This is a genomic window from Acidimicrobiales bacterium (genome assembly GCA_025455885.1).
GTDB lineage: Bacteria > Actinomycetota > Acidimicrobiia > Acidimicrobiales > Acidimicrobilacustridaceae > Rhabdothermincola_A.
In genome coordinates this window covers 1-20,807 of sequence record JALOLR010000010.1, presented here as the reverse complement: position 1 = coordinate 20,807, position 20,807 = coordinate 1, and the positions used below count along the sequence as shown (strand labels likewise).

Below are 20,807 nucleotides of genomic sequence, written 5' to 3'. Positions count from 1 at the left end.
CCCGGGGTCAGGCCGTCCACTCCCTGATCTTCTCGATGATCGCGAGGGGGTCGGGGCCGACGGGGACGATGTTGAGGACGGTCACCCCGGCCTCGGCGTAGGCGGCCAGGCGCTCCTTGACGAAGCCCTCGGGCCCGCAGAGGTTGGTGAGCTCGAGGAAGTCGGCGGGGACCTTCGCGGCGGCCTCGTCCTTCCGACCGTCGAGGTAGAGGTCCTGGATCTCGGCGGCCTCCGCCTCGTAGCCGTACCGGCACATGAGGTCGTTGTAGAAGTTGCGGCCCCTGGCGCCCATGCCGCCGACGTAGAGCGCCACCATGGGTCGGGTCATCTCGACGGTGGGGCCGGCGTCCTCCCCGATCGCCACCACGCCCCCGGCGGCGATCTCGAGCGGACCGAGGTCCGGTTCGCGACGGGCGGCGCCGGCGTCGAGGTCGTCGCCCCACACCTCCCGGGCCCGCTCGGGGACGAAGAAGATGGGCAGCCAGCCGTCGGCCTTCTCGGCGGTCATGGCCACGTTGCGGGGGCCGAGCGACGCCACCCAGATCGGGATCCGCTCGCGGACGGGGTGGGCGATGATCTTGAGGGGCTTGCCGAGCCCGGTCCCCTCCCCGGGCGGGAGCGGGAGCCGATAGTGGCGTCCCTCGTAGGTGACCCGGTCACGCCGCCAGACCGACCGGCAGATGTCGATCATCTCCCGGGTGCGCCCCAGGGGCGCGTCGTACTTCACGCCGTGGAACCCCTCGATCACCTGCGGTCCGGAGGCGCCCAGCCCGAGGATGAAGCGACCGTCGGACAAGGCGTCGATGCCTGCGGCGGTCATGGCCATCAACGTCGGGGTGCGCGTGTAGATCGGCAGGATGCCGGCGCCGATGGTGATGGTGTCGGTGGTCGCCGCGAGGTACCCCATGAAGCTCGGTCCGTCGAAGCCGTAGGCCTCGGCCACCCAGGCGATGTCGAGACCCGCCTTCTCGTAGGTCGACACCCGCTCGGCGGAGGCCTTGAACCCTCCGGCGTAGTCGATCTGCATGCCCAGCTTCACGGTGTCCCCCTGTCCTGCGACCCCGGCCGTGGGCCGGTGGCGGTCGCGACGTCGAGTCGGTGCGGTCAGTGCCCCGCCGGGCCGTCGGCGAGGTCGGCCAGCGCGGCCTCGCGACGCTCGCGGCGCTGGGCCTCCCACTCGGCCTGCTGGGCCTCACGGGCGCGTGCCGCGGCGTCGGCCTTCCAGTCCTTCAGGTCGGCGAGCTGGGCGGCATCGAGGCTCGACAGCTCCATGCCGTTCTCGAAGAGGACGTGGTAGCGGATCCACGTGACGCCGGCGACGTAGTACACCCTCCCGGGCGTGCCGGCCGGGACGCCCGGCAGGTCGGCGACGGCGACCACCTTCTGGTGGCGGCGGAAGACCTGTTCGGTGCTGATCGACGGGACCATGGGGCGCTCCGGGGTGGGGCCCCGTCCGGGCGGGACGGGGGACACGGCGACGTTACCGGTCGGGGAGGCCTCCGACGAAGACGACGGGAGCCCCCTGTCCGTTGGGCGGGGCCACGGGACCTCGGTACTGTCGTGGCCTCGAACGACCACGGGCCCGCACGGGCGCCCAGGAGGACACCACACATGGCCGACATCGGCTTCGACGGAAGGGTCGCCATCATCACCGGGGCGGGCGGCGGCCTCGGGCGCGAGCACGCCCTCGAGCTGGCCCGCCGCGGCGCCCGCATCGTGGTGAACGACCTCGGCGGCTCGGTGTCCGGCGAGGGCGGCGACGTCGGCCCCGCCCAGAAGGTGGTCGAGGAGATCGTCGCCCTCGGCGGCGAAGCCGTCGCCGACACCAACTCCGTGGCCACCGCCGACGGGGGCAAGGCCGTCGTGCAGACCGCCCTCGACGCGTTCGGCACGGTCGACATCGTGGTCAACAACGCGGGGATCCTGCGCGACAAGTCCTTCCACAACCTCACCCCCGAACTGCTCGAGCCCGTGATCCAGGTGCACCTGCTGGGCGCCTTCCACGTCACCCAGCCCGCCTGGCTGATCATGCGCGAGAAGGGCTACGGGCGGGTGGTGTCGACGTCGTCGAACTCGGGGATCCTCGGCAACTTCGGCCAGGCCAACTACGGGGCGGCGAAGATGGGCCTCGTCGGCTTCACGCGGGTGCTGGCCATCGAGGGGCGCAAGGCGAACATCAAGGTCAACGCCATCGCCCCGGTCGCCAAGACCCGGATGACCGAGGAGATGTTCGGTGCGGCCGGCGAGGCGCTCGACCCCAGGCTGGTGAGCCCGCTGGTCGCGTACCTCGCATCGGAAGCCTGCGAGGTGAGCGGCGAGGTCTACTCCGCGGCGGGCGGCATCATCAGCCGGTTCTTCGTCGGGCTGACCCCGGGGTACTACAACCCGCAGCTCACGGCCGAGGACATCGCCGAGCACTGGGACGAGATCCGCGACGAGACCGGCTACATCGTCCCCGAGGACTCGAGCGGCGAGATCTCGAAGATCGTCGACACGGTCCTGGGCAGGGGCTGACCCCCCACCGGTCGCCGGCCGCCCGTCACTCCGTGGAGATGGCCCGCAGCACGTCGAGGCGGGCCGCCCGACGCGCTGGGGGCACGGCCGCCAGCACCCCGGCGGCGGCGGCCATCACCACCACGACGACGAGCTGGACGACCGGGAAGGTGAGGTCGGTGAAGCCCTCGCTGCGCAACGACGTGACGAGGGCCCACCCGAAGAAGGCTCCGATCACGAGGCCGAGCACGGTGCCCATCACGGCGATGATCACCGACTCCCAGCGCACCGCCGACCGGAGCTGCCTGCGGGTCATCCCCACCGCCCGCAGCAGGCCGAGCTCCCGGGTGCGCTCGAAGATGGACAGGGCGAGGGTGTTGGCGATCCCGATGAGCGCGATGACCACCGCCAGGAGCAACAGCACGTAGACGAGGTTCAGGAGCTGGTTGATCTGTCCGACGATCGAGTCCGCGAACTCGGTCTTGTCCTGGAGGTCGGCGTTCGGGAAGGGATCGGTGACGGCGGCCACCGCCGCCCGGCCCTCGTCGAGCGACACGCCCGGCGCCAGCTGTAGGTACACGAAGGTGTCGAGCTGGACGTCGTTGTTGGCCTCGAACGTGGCGAGCCCGGTGGCGTACTCGCCGAGGATCTGCTGCTCGTCGAAGAACGCCACGACCTCGAGCTCCTGGGCCCCGGTGGCCGGATAGACGACCGGGACGGTGTCGCCCAGGGCCAGGCCCTTTTCGTCGGCCGTGCCCTGGTAGACGGCGATGGTGCCCGGCTCGTCGAGGGCCGTGAGGTCGCCCGCGGAGACCTGCAGGTCGCCGATCTGGACGAACGTGGACGCGTCGACGGCGTAGAGCAGGGTACCCGAGCCGTCGACGAGCGCCGGGCCGATGCGCTCGGACGAGACGACCGCCACCTCGGGGAGGGCGGCGATCCCGGAGGCCACCGTCGGGGGGAGCCCGCCGCCGATCCCGGCGTTGCTCTGCACGACGAGGTCGCCGAGGAAGCCCTCGTCGACCGTCCCCCGGATCGAGGTCGACGCCGACGCCGCCACGATGGTGATGAAGCCGACGAGCCCGACCCCGATCATCAGCGCGGCGGCGGTGGCCGAGGTGCGCTTGGGGTTGCGCATGGCGTTCTCACGGGCCAGCCGACCGGCGATGCCCCTCAGGCGGGGCAGGGGGGAGGCGAGCGCCCCGGCCAGCGGACGGGCGAGCACGGGGCCGAGGACGGCGACGCCGAGGAAGGTGACGGCCGCTCCGAGCCCGACGAGCGCGACGGCGTTGTCGATGTCGGCCCACAGACCGCCGGCCACCATGACGATCCCGAGCGTGAGGATCGCCACACCGGCCAGCATCCGGGTGAGGGACCGGCCCGACTCGTCGATCGCCACGTCACGCATGGCGGCGATGGGCGGCACCCGGGACGCCTTGCGGGCCGGGAAGTAGGCCGACGCGAGGGTGATCACCACGCCGACGACCAGGGGGATCACGACCGCGCTCGGCTCGATGGTGAGCCCGGTGGCGGGGATGTCGATGCCGAGCAGGGCGAACAGGTTGCGCAGCACGACGGCGACCCCGAGACCGGCGACCACGCCGAGCGCCGAGGCGAGCACGCCCGTGACGAGGGCCTCGACCATGACCGATCCGAGCACCTGGCGGCGACCCGCCCCGATGGCCCGCAGCAGGGCCATCTCGCGGGTGCGCTGCGCGACGATGATCGAGAAGGTGTTGTAGATGATGAACGAGCCGACGAACAGGGCGATGAGCGCGAACACCAGCAGGAACGTGTTGAAGAACCCGAGAGCCTGACGGGTCTGGGTCTGTTGCTCCTCGGTGAGCTCGGCGCCGGTGATGGCCTGCGCCGTCTCGGGGAGGGCCGCGTCGAGCCGGGCGGCGAGGTCGTCGGGGCCGACCCCCTCCTCGGCGATCACCGAGACCGCCGAGAGCCTCCCGGGGAGCCCGACGACCCGTTGTGCCGTCGGGAGGTCGAACACGGCGAGCGTGGCCCCGAGGGGGCTGTCGACCTTCCCGAAGCGGGTGGTGCCGACCACGGTGAACGCCTCGGATCCCGAGGCCGAGAGGACCGTGACCTCGTCGCCGACCTCGAAGCCGTTGGCGTCGGCCGTGCCCTTGTCCATCACGACCTCGCCGTCCCCCTCCGGGGGTCGGCCGGCGGCGAGGTTCAGCGGGCTCAGCTCGGGATCCTCGATCCAGTTGAAGCCGAGGGTCGGCGCGCCCTGGTTCGGGTTCCCGATGGCTCGGCCGTCCTTGTCGACGAACTGGGCGTAGCCGGTGACGTCCGGTGAGGCGGTCCGGACGCCGTCGACGGCCGCCACCTCGGCGACGATCCCCTCGTCGAGCGTGCCGCGCTGCTCACCGAACTCGGTGTCGACCACCTCGGCGGAGCGCACCTGGACGTCGGTGCCGGCGTTGATGTCGGCGTAGAGCCCGTCGAAGGTGGCCCCGATGGTGGCGGTGAGCACGAGCGTGCCGGACATGAACGCCACCCCGAGGAGGATGGCCAGCGCCGTCGTGGCCAGCCGCAGCTTGTGGGCGATGAGCCCCCGCAAGGTGACACGCAGCACCGCTGACCCCTGTCCGCTCGAACGGGTCGGACCGGCCGGTCCGCGGTGTCAGAGTCTCGCACCATCCGCGCCGGGACGGGGACCGGGTCGTGCCCCGTCCTAGGATCCCCCGACCGCCGACCACCCGACCACCCGACCGACCGCACCTCGCCCGAACCGGGAGACCTCGCCCCCATGGACGACAACTCCGTGATCGTCGGCCTGGGCACGATCGTGGTGCTCGGGGTCGGCATGCAGTGGCTGGCCCGACGGGTCCGGCTCCCGGCCATCCTGTTGCTCATCGCCGCGGGACTGGTCGTCGGGCCGTGGCTCGACCTCGTCGACTCCGACGAGATCTTCGGCGACTCCCTGTTCCCGGTCGTCTCGCTCGCCGTCGGCCTGTTGCTCTTCGAGGGCGGGCTCGGACTCGACCTCGCCGAGCTGCGCACCCACGGGGCCAAGCCGGTGGTGCGCCTCATCACGATCGGTGTGCTCATCACCGGCAGCCTGCTGGCCGTCGTGTCGGTGCCGCTCTTCGGCCTCGAGACCGGCGAGGCCGCCGTCCTCGGCGCCCTCCTCGTGGTCAGCGGACCCACCGTGGTCGGACCGCTGCTGAAGCTGGCCCGCCCCCGCCCCCCGGCGTCGACGGTCCTGCGGTGGGAGGGCATCATGATCGACCCGATCGGGGCGACCCTCGCCCTCGTCGTGCTGCAGGTGGTGCTCGACGACGGATCGCCCGGCCGAGGCCTCCTCGGCACCGCCGGGGTGGGGATCGCCTTCGGACTCGTCGGTGCGGCGCTGATCGTCGCCGCCCTGCGTCGGTTCCTCGTCCCCGACGACCTCGAGCTCGCCGTCACCTTCATGATCGTCGTCGGCGCCTACGCGGCCGCCGAGGCCCTCCAGTCGGAGGCCGGGCTCTTCGCCACCACCGCCCTGGGCGTGGCCCTCGCCAACCAACGGTTCATCCAGGTGCGGCGCATCACCGCCTTCAACCAGGACATCGGCATCATCGTCCTCGGGGGCCTGTTCATCCTCTTGTCGGCACGGACCGAGGTGGACCAGCTCGCCGAGGTCCTCGTGCCCTCGCTGGTGCTCGTCGGGTTCGCCGTGCTCGTGGTGCGACCCCTCGTGGCGTGGGTGTGCACCGCCGGATCCGGGATGAAGCCCGCCGACCGGGCCTTCATCGGCTGGATGGGGCCCCGGGGCATCGTGGCCGCGGCCACGTCGGCCCTCTTCGGGTTGAAGCTCACCGATGCCGGCCAGGACGGCGACAAGGTCGCCGCGGTCGTCTTCCTCGTGATCGTCGGCACCTGCCTCGTCTACGGCCTCAGCGCCCGACCCGTGGCCCGGCGCCTCGGCGTCACGTCACCGGACCCGAGTGGCGTCCTCCTCGTCGGGGGAGAGCCATGGCTCCTGGCGCTGGCCGACCGACTCACCGAGCAGGGCGTCGACGTCACCGTCGCGGCCAGCGGCCGCTACGACCTCGTGGGACGGACCCACCCGTGGCGGCTCCTCACCGCCCCGATCCTCTCGGACCGGCTCGACGTGGCGTTCCAGGGCATCCGCTCGGCGGTCATCGCCTCGCCCGACGACGAGCACAACGCCGTCGCCCTCACCCGCTGTCTCGACGACCTGTCCCGCAAGGAGGTCTTCGTGCTGCCCGCCCACGGGCGCACCGAAGCCGTCACCGCCGACTCCCGGATCGGACGGCTCCGCGACCTGGTGATCGGCGGCGGCGGGCGGACCCGCAAGCCCGACGGCGGCGACGAGGAACTGGTCGAGGTGGCGCCTGCGACCACCTGGACCCGCCGGCCGTTCGGACGCGGGGTCACCCAGCAGGATCTGCAGCGGGCCTTCGAGCGAGGCGCCACGGTGCGAACGCTGGCCATCGGGCCCGACGACGACGGGGCCGCCGACGCCGCGATCGGCGACGCCGCGCTGCTGTGCCTCGTCACACGGGCGGGGCACCTCGACCTCGCACCCCGGCGCAGCACCTTCGCAGCCGGTGACACGTTGATCGTGCTCGCCTGAGACGAGGCTGGGTCGCCACGCGCCCCGGTGGGCTCGCGGTGGGCGCCTCAGTGGCCGTCGGCGGCGTCGGCACCGCTGGAGCGGCCCATCACGGGCGAGCCGTGGTGGGCCATCATCCGCCAGTGCCCATCGGGGTCGCGGGCGAAGAGGTTGACCACCGCGACGGTGGCGCCCCCGTCGCCGCCGAGGAGGTTCTCGTCGCAGGTCACCCAGGCCACGTCGCCGGCGACCACCACGCTCACGTCGGTGACGATGAACTGGAGGCGCTGGGGTCCGCCGAAGAGCGCCGCCCAGCTCGACGCCACCGCCCCCCACCCCCGCAGGGTGACCCACCCCGGGTGCACGCAGCTCACCCGGTCGTCGTGAGCCCACAGGTCGGACATCGCGTCGAGGTCACGGGCCTCGAACGCCGCGTAGAAGGCGTCGTTGGCGGCCTGCACCGCCTCGAGCGCCGCGGCGTCGGCGGGGACGGACGGATCGAGGGGGCCGGGCACGGCGTGCACCGTAGCGGTGGCCCGGGCCAGGATTGGCCCGCATGCGCCTCCCCTCCACCTCCGGTGTCGACCTCGCCGTCCACGACCTCGGGGGCGACGGGCCCGCCGCGCTGATGGTGCACGCCAACGGGCTCCACGGTCTGGTCTGGCCGGTCGTGGCCGAGCGGATCCCCGACCGGCACTGCTGGAGCGTCGACCTGCGGGCCCACGGCGACTCGCCGCTGCCGGTGGGGGTCGAGCTCGGCTGGTCGGGGTTCGTCGACGACGTCCTGGCCGTCGTCGACGGGCTGGGCCTGGAACGGCCGTTCGGGATCGGTCACAGCCTCGGCGGCGCAGCGCTCGTCATGGCCGAGCTGCGCCGGCCGGGCACCTTCCGGGCCCTGTGGTGCTTCGAGCCGGTGATCATGCCCGCGGCGCTCATCACCGACGAGCCGATCGCGGACAACCCGATGTCGGCCGGCGCCCGGCGGCGTCGTGACCGGTTCCCGTCGTTCGCCGCGGCGGTGGCGAACTACGCGTCGAAGCCGCCCTTCGACGCCTTGGACCCCCGCGCCCTCGAGGCCTACGTCGCCCACGGGTTCGCCGACGACGGCGAGGGGTCGGTGCGACTCAAGTGCGCACCCGAGCACGAAGCCGAGATCTTCGCCCGCGGCTCGGTGAGCGACGCCTTCCTGCACCTCCACGAGGTGGCGTGCCCGGTCACCGTCGCCGTCGGCGACACCTCGGGTCCCGGGCCGGCGGCCTTCGCCGCCGACATCGCCGCGGCGCTCCCCCAGGGGCATCTGCAGGCGTTCCCCGACGCCGGCCACTTCGCCCCCCTCGAGGACCCCGCCGCCGTCGCCCTCGGGATCCGACAGGCGTTCGCCGGGCTCTGAGCAGTGGCTGTCCCGGGCACTGTCGCCGGGGCTGCCTACCCTGGAGCCATGCCGCTCGAGCTGCCCACCTCGCTGTCGCCGTCGAAGGTGTCGTCGTTCAGCGAGTGTGCGCTCGCCTTCCGGTTCTCGGCCATCGACCGCCTCCCCGATCCGCCCACCGTCGCCACGGTCAGAGGCACGCTGGTCCACGCCGCGCTCGAGCTGCTCATGCTCCGCGCCCCCCACGACCGGACCCCCGACGCCGCGGCCACCTGCCTCGTCGAAGCCGCCGCCGCGATGGCCGACGACCCGGAGCTGCTGGCGCTCGACCTCGACGACGACGAGCGGGCGACGCTCACCGACGAGGCGGCGGCGCTGGTGCAGCGCTACTTCCACATCGAGGACCCCACCGCCGTCACCCCGATCGGCCTCGAGCTGAAGCTCGACGTCGAGCTCGACGGCCTCCGCCTCCGCGGGATCATCGACCGCCTCGAGGTCGACGGCGACGGCGAACTGGTGGTCACCGACTACAAGACGGGTCGGGCGCCGGGCGCCAACTTCGAGCAGTCCCGCCTCAGCGGCGTCCACTTCTACGCGTTCCTCTGCGAACGCGTCCTCGGACGGCGACCGGCCCGGGTCCAGCTCCTCTACCTCGCCGACCCCGTGGCGATCACCACCGTGCCGAGCGAGCAGTCGGTGCGGGCGCTCGAGCGCAAGGTCAAGGCCATCTGGTCCGCCATCGAGCGAGCCTGCGAGCGCGACGACTTCCGACCCCGCACCTCGCGCCTGTGCGACTACTGCGCCTACCGGCCGTACTGCCCGGCCTTCGGCGGCGACCCCGAGGAGGGTCGACGCGTCGCCGTCGAGCTGCGGCGGGCCGCCGCCGAGGCGACCGGGACGGCCACGGGCGGAGCCGGCACGGCCGTGCCCATAGCATCAGCCCGGTGACCGCACCAGACCTCGGACTCGACGCCGTTGCGGCCGACGACGCCGCCCCCGACGAGCCCCTCCCACCTCGGAACCTCCTCGACGCCGAGCTGGAGCGCCTCACGGAGGCCCACCCCGAGCTGCCGCTGCCGCACCACAGCTTCGAACCGCCCCACCGACGCTCGGCGGTCCACCGCTTCGACGATGCCGTCGACCGGGCCTTCGACCGGATCAGAGGCACCGAACCGGCCGACCGGGTCCTCTACGCGCTCACCGAGCTCGGCGACTTCGGGCTCATCTGGATGCTCATCGGGTTCACCAAGGGCCTGCGGTCCGACGCCGACGCGGACGCCGCGTTCCGCCTGGCCGTGGCGCTCGGCGCCGAGTCGACGCTGCTGAACGGGGTGGTCAAGAGCCAGTTCAAGCGCGAGCGCCCTGTCGTCCAGGAAACCCGCCCGTACCGCATCCGCATCCCCCTCACCACCTCGTTCCCGAGCGGTCACGCCAGCACGGCAATGGTCGCCTCGCTGCTCATGACCGCCGACCCCCGGACGAAGGCCAAACCGCTGTACTTCGTCCTGGCCGGCCTGATCGCCGCGAGCCGGGTGCACGTGCGCATCCACCACGCCTCCGACGTCGTGGGCGGCGTGGTGGTGGGCACCACCCTGGGGCTGATCGCCCGCAAGGTCTGGCCGCTGCGCCGCCGATCCTGAGCATCCGCCGGACCGGCGCCGCCCGGACGGCGGAATACCCGTGCTCCCCCGCCGGTTCCGAACCCGCGTGACCCTCACCTTCGCCATCACCTGGGACTACCGCTGCCCCTTCGCCCGCATCGCGCACCGCCACGTGATCGACGGGTTGCTCGACGGGGCCGACTGGGACGTGACCTTCGTGCCGTTCAGCCTCGGCCAGGTGCACGTCGAGCCCGGCGAACCCCCGATCTGGGAGCGCCCGCAGGACGACACGGGCATCCTCGCCCTCCAGGCGGCGGTGGTGGTGCGTGACGAGCAACCCGCACACTTCCTCCCGGTCCACCGGGCCCTGTTCGAAGCCCGCCACGTCGACGGCGCCCAGCTGCGAGATCCCGGTGTCGTGCGCGCGCTGTTGGTCACCGGCGGCGCCGATCCCGAGGCCGTCTTCGACGAGATCGCCAGCGGCCGACCCCTCGAGACGGTGCGCCGCGAGCACGAGGCGGTCGCCACCGACCTCGACGTCTGGGGCGTCCCGACCTTCATGGCCGGAGGAAGGGCGGCGTTCGTCCGCCTGATGGAGCTGCCCGCCGACGCGGCCGACGCCCGCCGCAACGTCGAGCGGTGCGTCGAGATGCTCGCCGGCTGGCCCTCGCTCAACGAGTTCAAGCACACCAGCCTCGAGAGGTAGCGTCGTCGCAGGGGCGGGACCACGCGGGGCGAGGAACGGGCACCATGACGACGGGGTGGATGAGCGATTCCGAGGCGCTCATGTGGCACGTCGGCCACGACCCCTTCCTCGACCCCACGTTCGGGAGCCTCACCGTCCTGGGCTCCGCTCCGGACATCGACCACCTGCGCAGTCGGCTGCTGCGCCTCGTGGCCAACACCCCCCGCTTCGGCCAGCGGGTCAGCACCCCGGTCGGCCGCCTCACCCCGCCGGCATGGTGCGACGATCCCCGGTTCGACGTCGACAACCACCTCCGCACGGTCACGCTCCCGCCACCGGGGTCACGCCGCCAGCTCCTCGACCTCGCGGTCCGGCTCGTGCAGGAGCCCTTCGCCGACGATCGGCCGCAGTGGGAGTTCGTCGTGATCGCCGGTCTCGCCGACGGCGGGACCGGCGTGGTCCAACGGATCCACCACACCATCACCGACGGCGAAGGGGGCCTGCGGGCGGCCGCCGCCATCCTCGACCTCGAACCCGGCCTCGCCCCCCTCGACGAGCACACCCCTGCGATGCAGGACGCTTCGGGCCCGGGGGCGCTGGGGCTCGTCGCCCAGACCGCCGGCGTGGCCGTGCAACGAGCCGGGCGGGCGGCGCAGTCCGTCGTGGGCGAGGCGGTCACTCTGGTCGCCCATCCGGGCCAGGTGCCGGGGGCGGTGTCGACCGGGGTGGAGACGGCCCGGTCGGTGATCGACCAGCTGAAGGTCCACGACCGTGCCTTGTCGCCGCTGTGGACGAACCGCACGTTGCGCCGCCGCCTCGACACGCTCGACGTGCCACTGGCCCCGATGCAGGCCACCGCCCGGGCGTTCGGCGCCACGGTGAACGACGTGTTCGTCACCGCGCTGACCGCCGCCATCGGCGAGCTGCACCGTGAGTCCGGCCGTCCGGCCGAGCAGCTGAGGATGGCCATGCCGGTCAGCCTGCGCCGCCGGGGATCCGGCGCCGGCAACGCCTTCGTACCCGCCCGGATCGTCGTCCCCGTCACCGACGGGGATCCCCGACGTCGGCTCACCACGATCCACGACCTCCTCGCCCCGGCCCGCGACGAGCCGGCGTTCGGGGTCATCGAGCAGCTGGCCAGCGTGGCCAACCTCCTGCCGACACCGCTCGTCACCCGGGTCCTACGCGATCAGGCCCGCGCCGTCGACTTCGCGGCGTCGAACCTCCGCGGCGCGCCCGTCCCCCTCTGGCTGGCCGGAGCCGAGGTGCTGGCCGACTACCCGATCGGTCCGCTCACCGCGGCCGCGCTCAACGTCTCGCTGCTCTCCTACGACGGCACGTGCAACATCGGCCTGCACTCCGACCAGGGCGCCGTCACCGATCCCGAGCGTCTGGCCGTGCTCCTCGGCCAGAGCTTCTCGGAGCTGTTCGCCGCCTGAGCCCGGACGCGGCGAGACGCGGCCCTGGGGCCGCGCCTCGAGATCGCCACGGTGCGGACGGCCAGGGCCGAGCCCCGCTAGTTCTGGGCGAGCGCCGAGTCCTCGTTGGTGAGCAGCGTGCGCACGTCGAGCAACAGGTCGGACACCTCGTCGGTGCTCACGAGCTCTCGGTTGAGCATCTCACCGAGGGCCCGGTCGATGATCGACAGCGCCTCGCTGATGCTCTCGTGCTCGTGGGTCTCGGTCATGGTGGCTCCTGTCAGGGCCGGCGGGATATCCCCATCGTAGGCGGAGACCTGTGACAGTCAGGTTTCGGGAAGATCATTTTCGTGGCCCGCCGTGACCCCGAACCGCGGCGACGGCCCCGTAGGCTCGACGCCTCGTGAGCTACGTGGTGCAGCGCCGACTCGGCCGTGGCGGGATGGGCGTGGTCGACCTCGCCCTCGACGACGCCGGCCGCCCGGTGGCCTGCAAGCGGCTGCTCCTGCACGGCAGCGCCCACGAGATGCACCGTGCCCGGGCCCGGATCCGACGTGAGGCGGCCGCTCTCGCCCGGCTCGACCACCCCAACATCGTCCCGCTGCTCGAGGTGCTCGACGACGGCGACGACGTGGTGCTCGTGCTCCCCTACCTCCCCGGTGGCACGCTCGCCGACCAGGTCCACCACCACGGCCCGCTCAGCCCGGGCCAGGTCCACGAGCTCGCCGATGCCCTCTTCGCGGCACTGGCCGCCGCCCACCGCCAGGGCATCACCCACCGCGACATCAAGCCCGCCAACGTGTTGTTCGACGAGCGGGGCACGCCGTTCCTCGCCGACTTCGGTGTGGCCACGATCCGCGACTCGACCGGGGGGCTGACGGTGACGGGGGCGGTGATCGGCACCCCGGAGTTCATGGCTCCCGAGCAGGCCCGGGGCGAGGAGAGCGGGCCGCCCGCCGACGTGTTCTCCCTGGCGGCGACGCTCCTGTTCGGAGCGACGGGCCAACCGCCCTACGGCCGGGGCGACCCGGCGATCCTGCTCCCCAGGGCGGCCCGTGGGCGTCTCGCCCCCCTCCCGGCCGGCCTCGACCGCTCGGTGCGACGGCGCCTGGCGCCGGCCCTGGCCCGGGCGCCACAGCGCCGGCCGAGCGCCGCGGTGGCCGCCGTCGACCGCGCCCCGGGACGAGGCCGGCGGGCCGCAGCCTCGCGGCGGACGGGGGCCGAGGACGCCGTCGGCCCCGAAGGCACGCGGATCTCCGCTCCGGCACCCCGGCGACGAGGAGGACGACTGGTCGGCCTGGCGGCCGGCACCGCTGCGGCGCTGGTCGTGGTGCTCGGCGCGGTGGCCGTCGCCGATCGTCTCGACGACGCCGACGGCCTCAGCGCGACCGGTCTGGTGCCGTTCGACCCCGCGCCGTGCGAGGACCTCCCCTACCAGCCGTGCGGGGAGCCGCCCGCGATCGGCACCGACGGCACCGCGTGCCTGCCCGGGCGCGCCGACTACGACGGCGACCCGGCGACCGGGTGCGAGGTCGCGTCCGACGACGTCGGCGGGGCGGAGTTCGTCGACCGCATCCGGGCCAACCTCGTCCCCGCCGACGCGGTCGACGTCTACCCGTTCCGGGTCGACCACTCGCTCAACCTGTTCTGCGACAACGTCCTACGGGTGACGCTCACCGCCCCGCCCGGCGCCACCATGCGCCTCGACGTGCTCAGCGAGGGTGAGACGCTCGGGACGGCCGTGAGCACCGACGGGGTGGCGGCCACCGTGTCGCTCGACCAGCCCGACTGCTTCGGGAACACGAACCGCGACCTCGAGGCCCGCGTCGGCTGGGTGGGCGAGGCCCGGACCGGCGAAGCGTACCTGCTCACCCGCTCGGGGCGCTGGTAGGCCCGTCCCGGCCGGCGCGCTCGGTAGCGTCGAGCCCATGTCAGCGGTACCCGACCTGGGCGTCACCTTCGCCGGATTCATGAACCTCGGCCTCGACCGTGCCGCCACGGCGGCCGGGTGGGCGACGGAGCTCGGCTACTCGTCCTTCTGGACCGCCGAGACCACCGGGCCCGAGGCCTTCGTCACCCTCGCGGCCGCGGGTGCCGCCAACCCGGGCCTCGACCTCGGCACGGGGGTGATCGCCCTCCAGCTGCGCACCCCGGGCGTGGTGGCCATGGCCGGGGCGACGCTGCAGGCGCTCCACCCCGAGCGGCGCATCCTGCTCGGCATCGGGATCTCGTCGCCCGTCGTGGCCTCACAGTGGCACGGCGCGGAGTACGGCGAGCGCCCCCTCGCCCAGGTCCGCGAGTACGTCGCGCTCCTCCGCGAGTGCCTGTCCGGGGAGCCGGTGACCTTCGAGGGCGACCACTACCAGGTGCGCCGGTTCCGGCTGGGGGTGCGCCTCGGGGAGCGACGCCCCGAGATCGTCGTCGCCGCCCTCAACCCGGCGATGTTGCGCCTCGCCGGCGAGGTGGCCGACGGCGTGCTGTTGAACTACCTCCCGGCCTCCCACGTCCCGTGGTCGGTCGAGCAGGTGCGCGCCGGGGGCGACGCCACCGTCTACGCCTACGTGCACGTGGGCGTCTGCGACCGGGCCGACGGCGTGGAGCTCGCCCGCCGCGACCTGTTCTCCTACGCCGTCGTCGACAGCTACGCCCGCAACTTCGAACGGGCCGGGTTCGCCGACGAGGTGGCGGCCATCCGGGAGCATCACGCCGCCCGCGACCGGGAGGGAGCGCTGGCGGCGGTGTCGGACCGGATGATCGACGCCATCGACGTGATGGGCGACGCCGAGCACGTCCACGCCACCGTGCGGTCCTACGTCGACGCCGGCGTCGAGGTGCCCGTCGTGATGCCGTTGCCCTGGGGGCCGGACCGGATGGCCACCGTGCGCGCCACCATGGTCGCCGCAGCCGGCGTCCCGGCGGCACCCGGGTCGTGACCCCCCGGGCCCCCCGTGCCCGGAGAGGCGGAGGCGACCCCGACCCGGGAGGGCGCCTCGACGGGCTGACCGCGCTGGGCCTTCGCACCGGTGCCGTCGTCCGCTTCCGCCGCCGGCCCACCGAGCGCTGGAAGGAGGGCGTCGTCTCGCGTCGGGAGGCCGACGGCAGCCTCGGCGTGCGTGACGCGAAGGGCTCGCTGCGAGCCCTCCCCCTCGAGCTGGTGGAGGTGCGCACCGTCGGACCCCGAGGCGGCGTGGCGTGGGAGCCCCTGCCGGAGCGGGCGGCGCGGACCGAGCAACTGGACCTCTTCTGAGCGCAGAGCAGGGCCGCGGAGCCACCCGGACCCTGCCCCGAGGGCCCCGACGCACACCACCGTCAACCTGAGGTCACGAGAAGTTCATCGAACGGTCGCCGTCGCGCCCTCGCGACGCGCCGCCGAGCAACTAGAGCATCGGTATGGACGAGCAGTGGCGCCGACTCACCCTTCCCCCCGACACCGTGGAGGTCCTCTCGCGGGCCCCGTCGGTCGTGGTCCCCCGGACCACGGAGGAGCTCGCCGCCGCCGCGGTCGGCGACGGGGTCACGGAAGTGGCCTACGACGTGCCGGGTCGGGGACGGGTGGTCGAGGCCGTCGCCGTCGCGGTGCGCAACGGCGTGAGCGCCAACTACGTGGAGCCGTACATGCGGCGCCGTGACGCCGACGCCCTCGTCGTGGGCGACGACCTGCCGACCGACAAGACCCACTACCGCGACCGCTTCGGCGCGGAGTTCGCGCCGGTGCGCGAGGCGACCCTCGACTGGCTCGCCGAGCAGGACCTGGTGGTGTTCCCGTTCATCGCCGGCGAGCACGACACCGGCGTCCCGGCCGTGGTGGTCGCACCGGCCAACGCCGGCTTCTTCGCACTCGGCCTCGCCCTGCTCCAGGGCCTGGTCGACATCGACGACCTGCCCGACCCGTTCGTGCCGAGAGCGGTGCTGTACGTGGCGCCGCCCTTCCGTCACACGCACTTCGACGGGCGCCAGGTCGTGGTCCACAACCGCAGCGACGACCCGCCGCTCCACGAGCTCTTCAGCTACAACCTCTACCCCGGCCCCAGCGCCAAGAAGGGCGTCTACGGCGTGCTCATCAACATCGGCGAGCACGAGGGATGGGTGGTGGCCCACTGCTCGACGGTCCAGGTGGTCACGCCCTACGACAACGTCGTCACCTTCATGCACGAGGGGGCCAGCGGGTCGGGCAAGAGCGAGATGCTCGAGTACCCGCACCGCCAGACCGACGGTGCACTCGTCCTGGGGAGCAACGTCCTGCGCGACGACGTGCGGACGATCGTCCTGCCCACGCAGACCTGCGACCTGCGTCCCGTCACCGACGACATGGCCATGTGCCACCCGTCGTTGCAGACCGGCGACGCCAAGCTGCACCTGCGCGACGCCGAGGACGCCTGGTTCGTGCGCGTGAACCACATCACCCACTACGGCACCGACCCGAACCTCGAACGCCTCACCGCCGACCCGCCGGAGCCGTTGCTGTTCCTCAACATCGACGCCGCCCCCGACAGCCGGGCGCTCATCTGGGAGCACACCATGGACGCCCCGGGCGTCCCCACCCCGAACCCCCGGGTGGTCATCCCCCGTCACATCGTGCCCGGGGTGGTGGACGGCACCGTGAAGGTCGACATCCGCAGCTTCGGCATCCGCACGCCGCCGTGCACCGCGGAGACCCCGAGCTACGGGGTCATCGGCCTCTTCCACAGCCTGCCCCCCGCGCTGGCCTGGGTGTGGCGCCTCATCGCCCCGAGGGGGCACGACAACCCGAGCATCGTCGACACCGAGGGCATGTCGAGCGAGGGCGTCGGCTCCTACTGGCCCTTCGCGACGGGTCGGCGCGTCGACCAGGCCAACCTGCTGCTGCGCCAGATCCAGACGACCACCGCCGTGGACTACCTGTTGTTCCCCAACCAGCACATCGGGTGCTGGAAGGTGGGGTTCATGCCGCAGTGGATCGGGAGGGAGTACTTCGCCCGACGCGGCTCGGCTCGCTTCGAACCAGGGACGCTCGTCGACGCCCGGCTGCCGCTGCTCGGACGAGCGCCCATGGGGATCACCGTCGAGGGCCAGCAGATCCCCCGCTGGCTCTTCCACGTCGAGCTCCAACGCGAGCTGCACGCCGAGATCTACGACGTGGGGGCCCGCCAGCTGCAGGACTTCGCGGTGGCCGAGCTCGAGAAGTTCGTCCTCCCCGACCTCGACCCGCTCGGGCACGAGATCATCGCCTGCGTGAACGACGGCGGGTCGGTCGGGGACTTCGACCGGCTGCTGCCCGTGGCGTGACCCTTCGGGCGCGGCTGACCGGTCGGAGCCTCAGCGGGGGGCGAGGTCGGCCAACGCCCGGCGCACGTCGACGTCGGGTGCCAGCGGGAGGACGGCGAGGACAGGGGTGGTGACGCCGTTGTCGACGTAGCGCTGCACGTGGGCGCGGCACTGCGCCGGCGAGCCGTGGACCACCAGCGCGTCGACCACCTCGTCGGGGATGGCGGCGAGGGCCGCGGGGCGGTCACCCGCCTCCCAGGCCGCCCACATGTCGGCCAACGCGTCGGTGCGGCCCAGCCACTCGTGGAAGGCGCGGTAGACCGGCACGTTGAGGTAGGCGGCGATGGCGTAGCGGGCGGCGGCGCGCACGGTCTCGGTGTCCTCGGACGGCGCGACGAAGATCCGGGCCACGATCTCCTTGTCGGCGCCGTGGGCGGTGACGATCGGCGCGACGCGGGTGACGTCGTCGGCCGAGAGCCAGTTGATGATGGCGCCGTCGCCGTGGCGGCCCGCCAGGTTCAACATGCCTTCCCGGAGGGCGGCGACGAGGATCGGCACCGGCTCGGGCGGGCGGACCTTCAGCCGGAAGCCCTGGACGGCGAAGGTGTCGTAGGTCTCGGTGACCTTCTCGCCGCTGAGGGCCTGGCGAAGGAACCGGACGGTGTCGCGCATGCGGGCGTAGGGCTCGGAGAAGGGGATGCCGTTCCAGCGCTCGACGATCACGTTCGATGACGTGCCGAGGCCCAGCACGAAGCGCCCCGGCGCCGCCTGGGCCATCGCCCCGACGCTCTGGGCGAGCAACGCCGGGCCACGGGTGTACGCGGGGATGATCGCCGTGCCGAGCCGCAGGCGTGGCGCCCACACCGACGCCAGCGCCAGGGGGGTGAACCCGTCGGCCCCGTCGGCCTCGGCCGACCACACATCGGTGTAGCCGAGCGAGGCGAGCTCCTCGATCCACTCCCGCTGCTCGCCGAGCGCCACCCCGTCGAAGGGGATGGTCATGCCGTGACGGACCGGCGCGCTCACCGGCTCGACGGCGGCTCTCGCCACGCGCGGATCATGGCCGATTGGCTGGCGGTGCCCATGAGGGTGCCGTCCTCGGCCCACAGGTAGATGTGGCCGTGCCCGAAGCCCCGGGCGACGGCCTCGATGCGCACGTCGACGAGGACCCACTCGGTGGCGGCGGTGTGCAGCACCCGCAGCGTGTTGTCGAGGCTGTTGGAGCTGATCTCGCTGGTGAGGGTCTGGCCGAGGCCCATCGGTACGAAGTCGCCGAGGATGGCGAGGGCCGCTGCGGAGTTCATGGAGAGCCCGGGCATGCGGGTCCAGAACGCGGTGCGACCGGTGCCCGGCGACTCGACGGCCATGCGGGACTCGAGGCGGCTGGCGATGGTGTTGCCCGGATCGAACCGGTACTCGCGGGGCGGGCACTCCTCGGGCCCGGGCGAGTCCGGCATGGTGACCCACTGGCCCTCCTCGTGGAAGTCCCGCCTCCCGAGCGAGGCGTTGACCGTGAAGATCTCGGTGTCGCCCACCTGGCCGAGCACGCGGGCCTGGGTGGTGGACCGGCCGTGGGCGCCGATGTGGACGTCGAGGTCGACCACCGACGGGGGGCGGGTGTAGTTCAGGTACTGGGCGCACGCCCACACCACCGGCCGCCCGGTGGTGCGCTCGAGGGCCTCGATGGCCGCACCGAGCCCACAGCCCCCGAACAGCGTGCCCAGACCGCTGCAGATGCCCGGGGTGACGGGCAGGTACCAGCGCATCGGGTTGTGCGTGGGCTCCAGACCGAGCCACTCACGTGCGTTCACGGGCGGGACTCTACAAGGGGGCGCCGGGCGCCTCAGGGGACGCACCGGGGCGAGGCCGCCGACCCGTCCGGCACTAGGGTCGCCCGATGGCCGACGCACCGTGGACAGGCGACGCGGTCTCTCTCGTCGAGGCGTTCCGTGCCGGGGAACGCTCACCGGTCGAGGAGCTCGAGGCCACCCTCCGGGCGGTGGAATCGAGCGCGCTCAACGCGTTCTCGTTCGTCGACGGCGACCGTGCCCTCGAAAGGGCCGCCGTCGCCGACGTCCACGAGCCCTTCGGCGGCGTCCCCCTCGGCGTGAAGGAGCTCACCCCCGTGGAGGGGTGGCCCCACACCGAGGCGTCGCTGGTCTTCGCCGACCGGGTCGCCGGGCACACCTCCACCATGGTCCGCCGGGCGGTCGAGCAGGGCGGTGCCGTGGCGGTCGGGCAGACGACGGCATCGGAGTTCGGCGGGCTCAACGTGAGCGTCACGAAGCTCAACGGCGTCACCGGCAACGCCTGGGACCCCACCCGCACCGCCGGCGGCTCGTCGGGGGGCAGTGCCGCCGCCGTGGCCGGTGGGCTGGTCCCGATCGCCACCGGCGGGGACGGCGGCGGCTCGATCCGCATCCCGGCCGGGTTCAACGGACTGCTCGGGCTGAAGGGCACGATCGGGCGCATCCCGCGGGGGCCGTACACGCAGGTCGGCAACTTCACGGTCGTCGTCGGCTGCCTGGCCCGATCGGTGCGCGACGCCGCCCGCTGGTTCGACGTCTGCGCCGGCTACGACAGCCGCGACCCGTACAGCCTGCCCTCACCGGGGGGCTGGGAGGCCGGCCTCGGCACCCACGACCTGCGCGGGCTGCGCATCGCCGTCGTGCCCCACCTGGCCACCGCCGTGGTGCACCCTGCGGTGGAGGCCATGGTCCGTGACGCCGGCGAGCAGCTCGTCGCGGCCGCCGGGCTGCGCCGGGTGGACGACGTGGTCGTCGACGTCCCGGGGCTCGGGTTCGAGTGGGCGATGAGCGGCCTGGCCGGCGTGCTGTCCGACCTCGGCGACCGGTGGCCCGAGGACCGTCCGCTCCTGACCGAGGAGATGGCCTTCGGGGTGCAGGTGGCCGAGGAGCACTTCGACCTGGCCATGGCGGCCCGGGTCCTGGAGCGGCGCACCGCGGCCAACGAGGCCATGGCCGCGGTGTTCGACCAGGTCGACCTGGTGCTGTGCGCCACGAACCCCGACGTCGCCTACCCGGCCGGGGTCACGCTGAACACCAGGGTGGGCGAGCAACGCGTCGGGCCCGAGAACAACGGCGCGCTGACGATCCCGGCCAACATCACGGGATGCCCGGCGGTGTCGATCCCGATCGGGGTGATCGACGGGCTGCCGGTGGGGATGCAGCTCATCGCCCGCCACCACGCCGACGACCTGCTGCTCGACCTGGCCGGGGTCGTGGAGCGGGAGCGGCCCTGGCCCCTCGTCGCGCCCGGGGCACCGGTCTGAGCTCAGCCGACCCCGCCCGCAGGTGACTGATGCTCCTATTGATTGAGGTTGCGCAAGTCGTTGTAGATCTCTCGGGCGATGTAGCGCTTGAGGCAGCGGATGATCTCCTTCTTGGAGAGTCCT

The 20,807-nt window shown here is 72.9% G+C and carries 19 protein-coding genes; 12 read left to right on the top strand and 7 right to left on the bottom strand.

Going from position 1 to position 20,807, the window contains the following annotated elements; translation table 11 throughout:
- Nucleotides 1-7 precede the first annotated feature (7 nt).
- On the bottom strand, nucleotides 8-1,039 hold the full coding sequence (locus tag MUE36_10040; GenBank protein ID MCU0311271.1) for an LLM class F420-dependent oxidoreductase: 1,032 nt from the start codon (nucleotides 1,037-1,039) through the stop codon (nucleotides 8-10).
- A gap of 65 nt (nucleotides 1,040-1,104) precedes the next feature.
- On the bottom strand, nucleotides 1,105-1,473 hold the full coding sequence (locus tag MUE36_10035; protein ID MCU0311270.1) for a hypothetical protein: 369 nt from the start codon (nucleotides 1,471-1,473) through the stop codon (nucleotides 1,105-1,107).
- Nucleotides 1,474-1,611: 138 nt separating this feature from the next.
- Here MUE36_10035 and MUE36_10030 point away from each other — a divergent pair, with 138 nt between their 5' ends.
- Nucleotides 1,612-2,514, top strand: coding sequence for an SDR family NAD(P)-dependent oxidoreductase (locus MUE36_10030; protein MCU0311269.1), 903 nt, complete (start codon nucleotides 1,612-1,614; stop codon nucleotides 2,512-2,514).
- Nucleotides 2,515-2,539: 25 nt separating this feature from the next.
- Here MUE36_10030 and MUE36_10025 read toward each other — a convergent pair whose 3' ends face one another.
- A complete protein-coding gene (locus MUE36_10025) occupies nucleotides 2,540-5,086 on the bottom strand; it encodes an FtsX-like permease family protein (GenBank protein ID MCU0311268.1) in 2,547 nt (848 codons plus the stop codon).
- Nucleotides 5,087-5,260: 174 nt separating this feature from the next.
- Between MUE36_10025 and MUE36_10020 the strand changes: the two genes are divergently transcribed.
- Entirely contained in the window at nucleotides 5,261-7,096 is a 1,836-nt protein-coding gene (locus MUE36_10020) for a sodium:proton antiporter (GenBank protein MCU0311267.1), read from the top strand.
- Nucleotides 7,097-7,143: 47 nt separating this feature from the next.
- Here the strand turns inward: MUE36_10020 and MUE36_10015 are convergent, their stop codons facing one another.
- Nucleotides 7,144-7,590 (bottom strand): nuclear transport factor 2 family protein, encoded by a 447-nt coding sequence (locus tag MUE36_10015; protein MCU0311266.1) that lies wholly within the window; start codon nucleotides 7,588-7,590, stop codon nucleotides 7,144-7,146.
- 41 nt (nucleotides 7,591-7,631) lie between these two features.
- Here MUE36_10015 and MUE36_10010 point away from each other — a divergent pair, with 41 nt between their 5' ends.
- The 5 genes from MUE36_10010 to MUE36_09990 all read left to right on the top strand — a co-directional run bounded on the left by MUE36_10010 (nucleotide 7,632) and on the right by MUE36_09990 (nucleotide 12,169).
- Nucleotides 7,632-8,465, top strand: coding sequence for an alpha/beta hydrolase (locus tag MUE36_10010; GenBank protein ID MCU0311265.1), 834 nt, complete (start codon nucleotides 7,632-7,634; stop codon nucleotides 8,463-8,465).
- A 48-nt stretch (nucleotides 8,466-8,513) separates the two neighbouring features.
- Nucleotides 8,514-9,392: a PD-(D/E)XK nuclease family protein gene (locus MUE36_10005; protein ID MCU0311264.1), complete on the top strand. Its 879-nt coding sequence runs from the start codon at nucleotides 8,514-8,516 to the stop codon at nucleotides 9,390-9,392.
- On the top strand, nucleotides 9,389-10,084 hold the full coding sequence (locus tag MUE36_10000; protein MCU0311263.1) for a phosphatase PAP2 family protein: 696 nt from the start codon (nucleotides 9,389-9,391) through the stop codon (nucleotides 10,082-10,084). Before MUE36_10005 ends, MUE36_10000 begins: the two co-directional genes overlap by 4 nt.
- A 67-nt stretch (nucleotides 10,085-10,151) precedes the next feature.
- Nucleotides 10,152-10,751, top strand: a complete 600-nt coding sequence (locus tag MUE36_09995; protein ID MCU0311262.1) for a DsbA family protein — start codon at nucleotides 10,152-10,154, stop codon at nucleotides 10,749-10,751.
- A 59-nt stretch (nucleotides 10,752-10,810) separates the two neighbouring features.
- Nucleotides 10,811-12,169: a WS/DGAT domain-containing protein gene (locus tag MUE36_09990; protein ID MCU0311261.1), complete on the top strand. Its 1,359-nt coding sequence runs from the start codon at nucleotides 10,811-10,813 to the stop codon at nucleotides 12,167-12,169.
- A gap of 77 nt (nucleotides 12,170-12,246) precedes the next feature.
- Here the strand turns inward: MUE36_09990 and MUE36_09985 are convergent, their stop codons facing one another.
- A complete protein-coding gene (locus tag MUE36_09985; protein MCU0311260.1) occupies nucleotides 12,247-12,417 on the bottom strand; it encodes a hypothetical protein in 171 nt (56 codons plus the stop codon).
- Nucleotides 12,418-12,551: 134 nt separating this feature from the next.
- Here MUE36_09985 and MUE36_09980 point away from each other — a divergent pair, with 134 nt between their 5' ends.
- From MUE36_09980 to MUE36_09965, 4 genes are all read left to right on the top strand, one after another.
- Nucleotides 12,552-14,039, top strand: coding sequence for a serine/threonine protein kinase (locus tag MUE36_09980; protein MCU0311259.1), 1,488 nt, complete (start codon nucleotides 12,552-12,554; stop codon nucleotides 14,037-14,039).
- 37 nt (nucleotides 14,040-14,076) lie between these two features.
- Nucleotides 14,077-15,081, top strand: coding sequence for an LLM class F420-dependent oxidoreductase (locus tag MUE36_09975; GenBank protein MCU0311258.1), 1,005 nt, complete (start codon nucleotides 14,077-14,079; stop codon nucleotides 15,079-15,081).
- Complete coding sequence (locus MUE36_09970) at nucleotides 15,078-15,395, top strand: hypothetical protein (protein ID MCU0311257.1); 318 nt, start codon at nucleotides 15,078-15,080, stop codon at nucleotides 15,393-15,395. Before MUE36_09975 ends, MUE36_09970 begins: the two co-directional genes overlap by 4 nt.
- Before the next feature lie 143 nt (nucleotides 15,396-15,538).
- Nucleotides 15,539-17,413 (top strand): DUF4914 family protein, encoded by a 1,875-nt coding sequence (locus tag MUE36_09965; protein ID MCU0311256.1) that lies wholly within the window; start codon nucleotides 15,539-15,541, stop codon nucleotides 17,411-17,413.
- A 30-nt stretch (nucleotides 17,414-17,443) separates the two neighbouring features.
- Here MUE36_09965 and MUE36_09960 read toward each other — a convergent pair whose 3' ends face one another.
- Nucleotides 17,444-18,442: an LLM class F420-dependent oxidoreductase gene (locus MUE36_09960; protein MCU0311255.1), complete on the bottom strand. Its 999-nt coding sequence runs from the start codon at nucleotides 18,440-18,442 to the stop codon at nucleotides 17,444-17,446.
- Nucleotides 18,415-19,203 (bottom strand): thioesterase family protein, encoded by a 789-nt coding sequence (locus MUE36_09955; GenBank protein MCU0311254.1) that lies wholly within the window; start codon nucleotides 19,201-19,203, stop codon nucleotides 18,415-18,417. Before MUE36_09955 ends, MUE36_09960 begins: the two co-directional genes overlap by 28 nt.
- A gap of 86 nt (nucleotides 19,204-19,289) precedes the next feature.
- Between MUE36_09955 and MUE36_09950 the strand changes: the two genes are divergently transcribed.
- Nucleotides 19,290-20,684 (top strand): amidase, encoded by a 1,395-nt coding sequence (locus tag MUE36_09950; GenBank protein MCU0311253.1) that lies wholly within the window; start codon nucleotides 19,290-19,292, stop codon nucleotides 20,682-20,684.
- Nucleotides 20,685-20,807 lie beyond the last annotated feature (123 nt).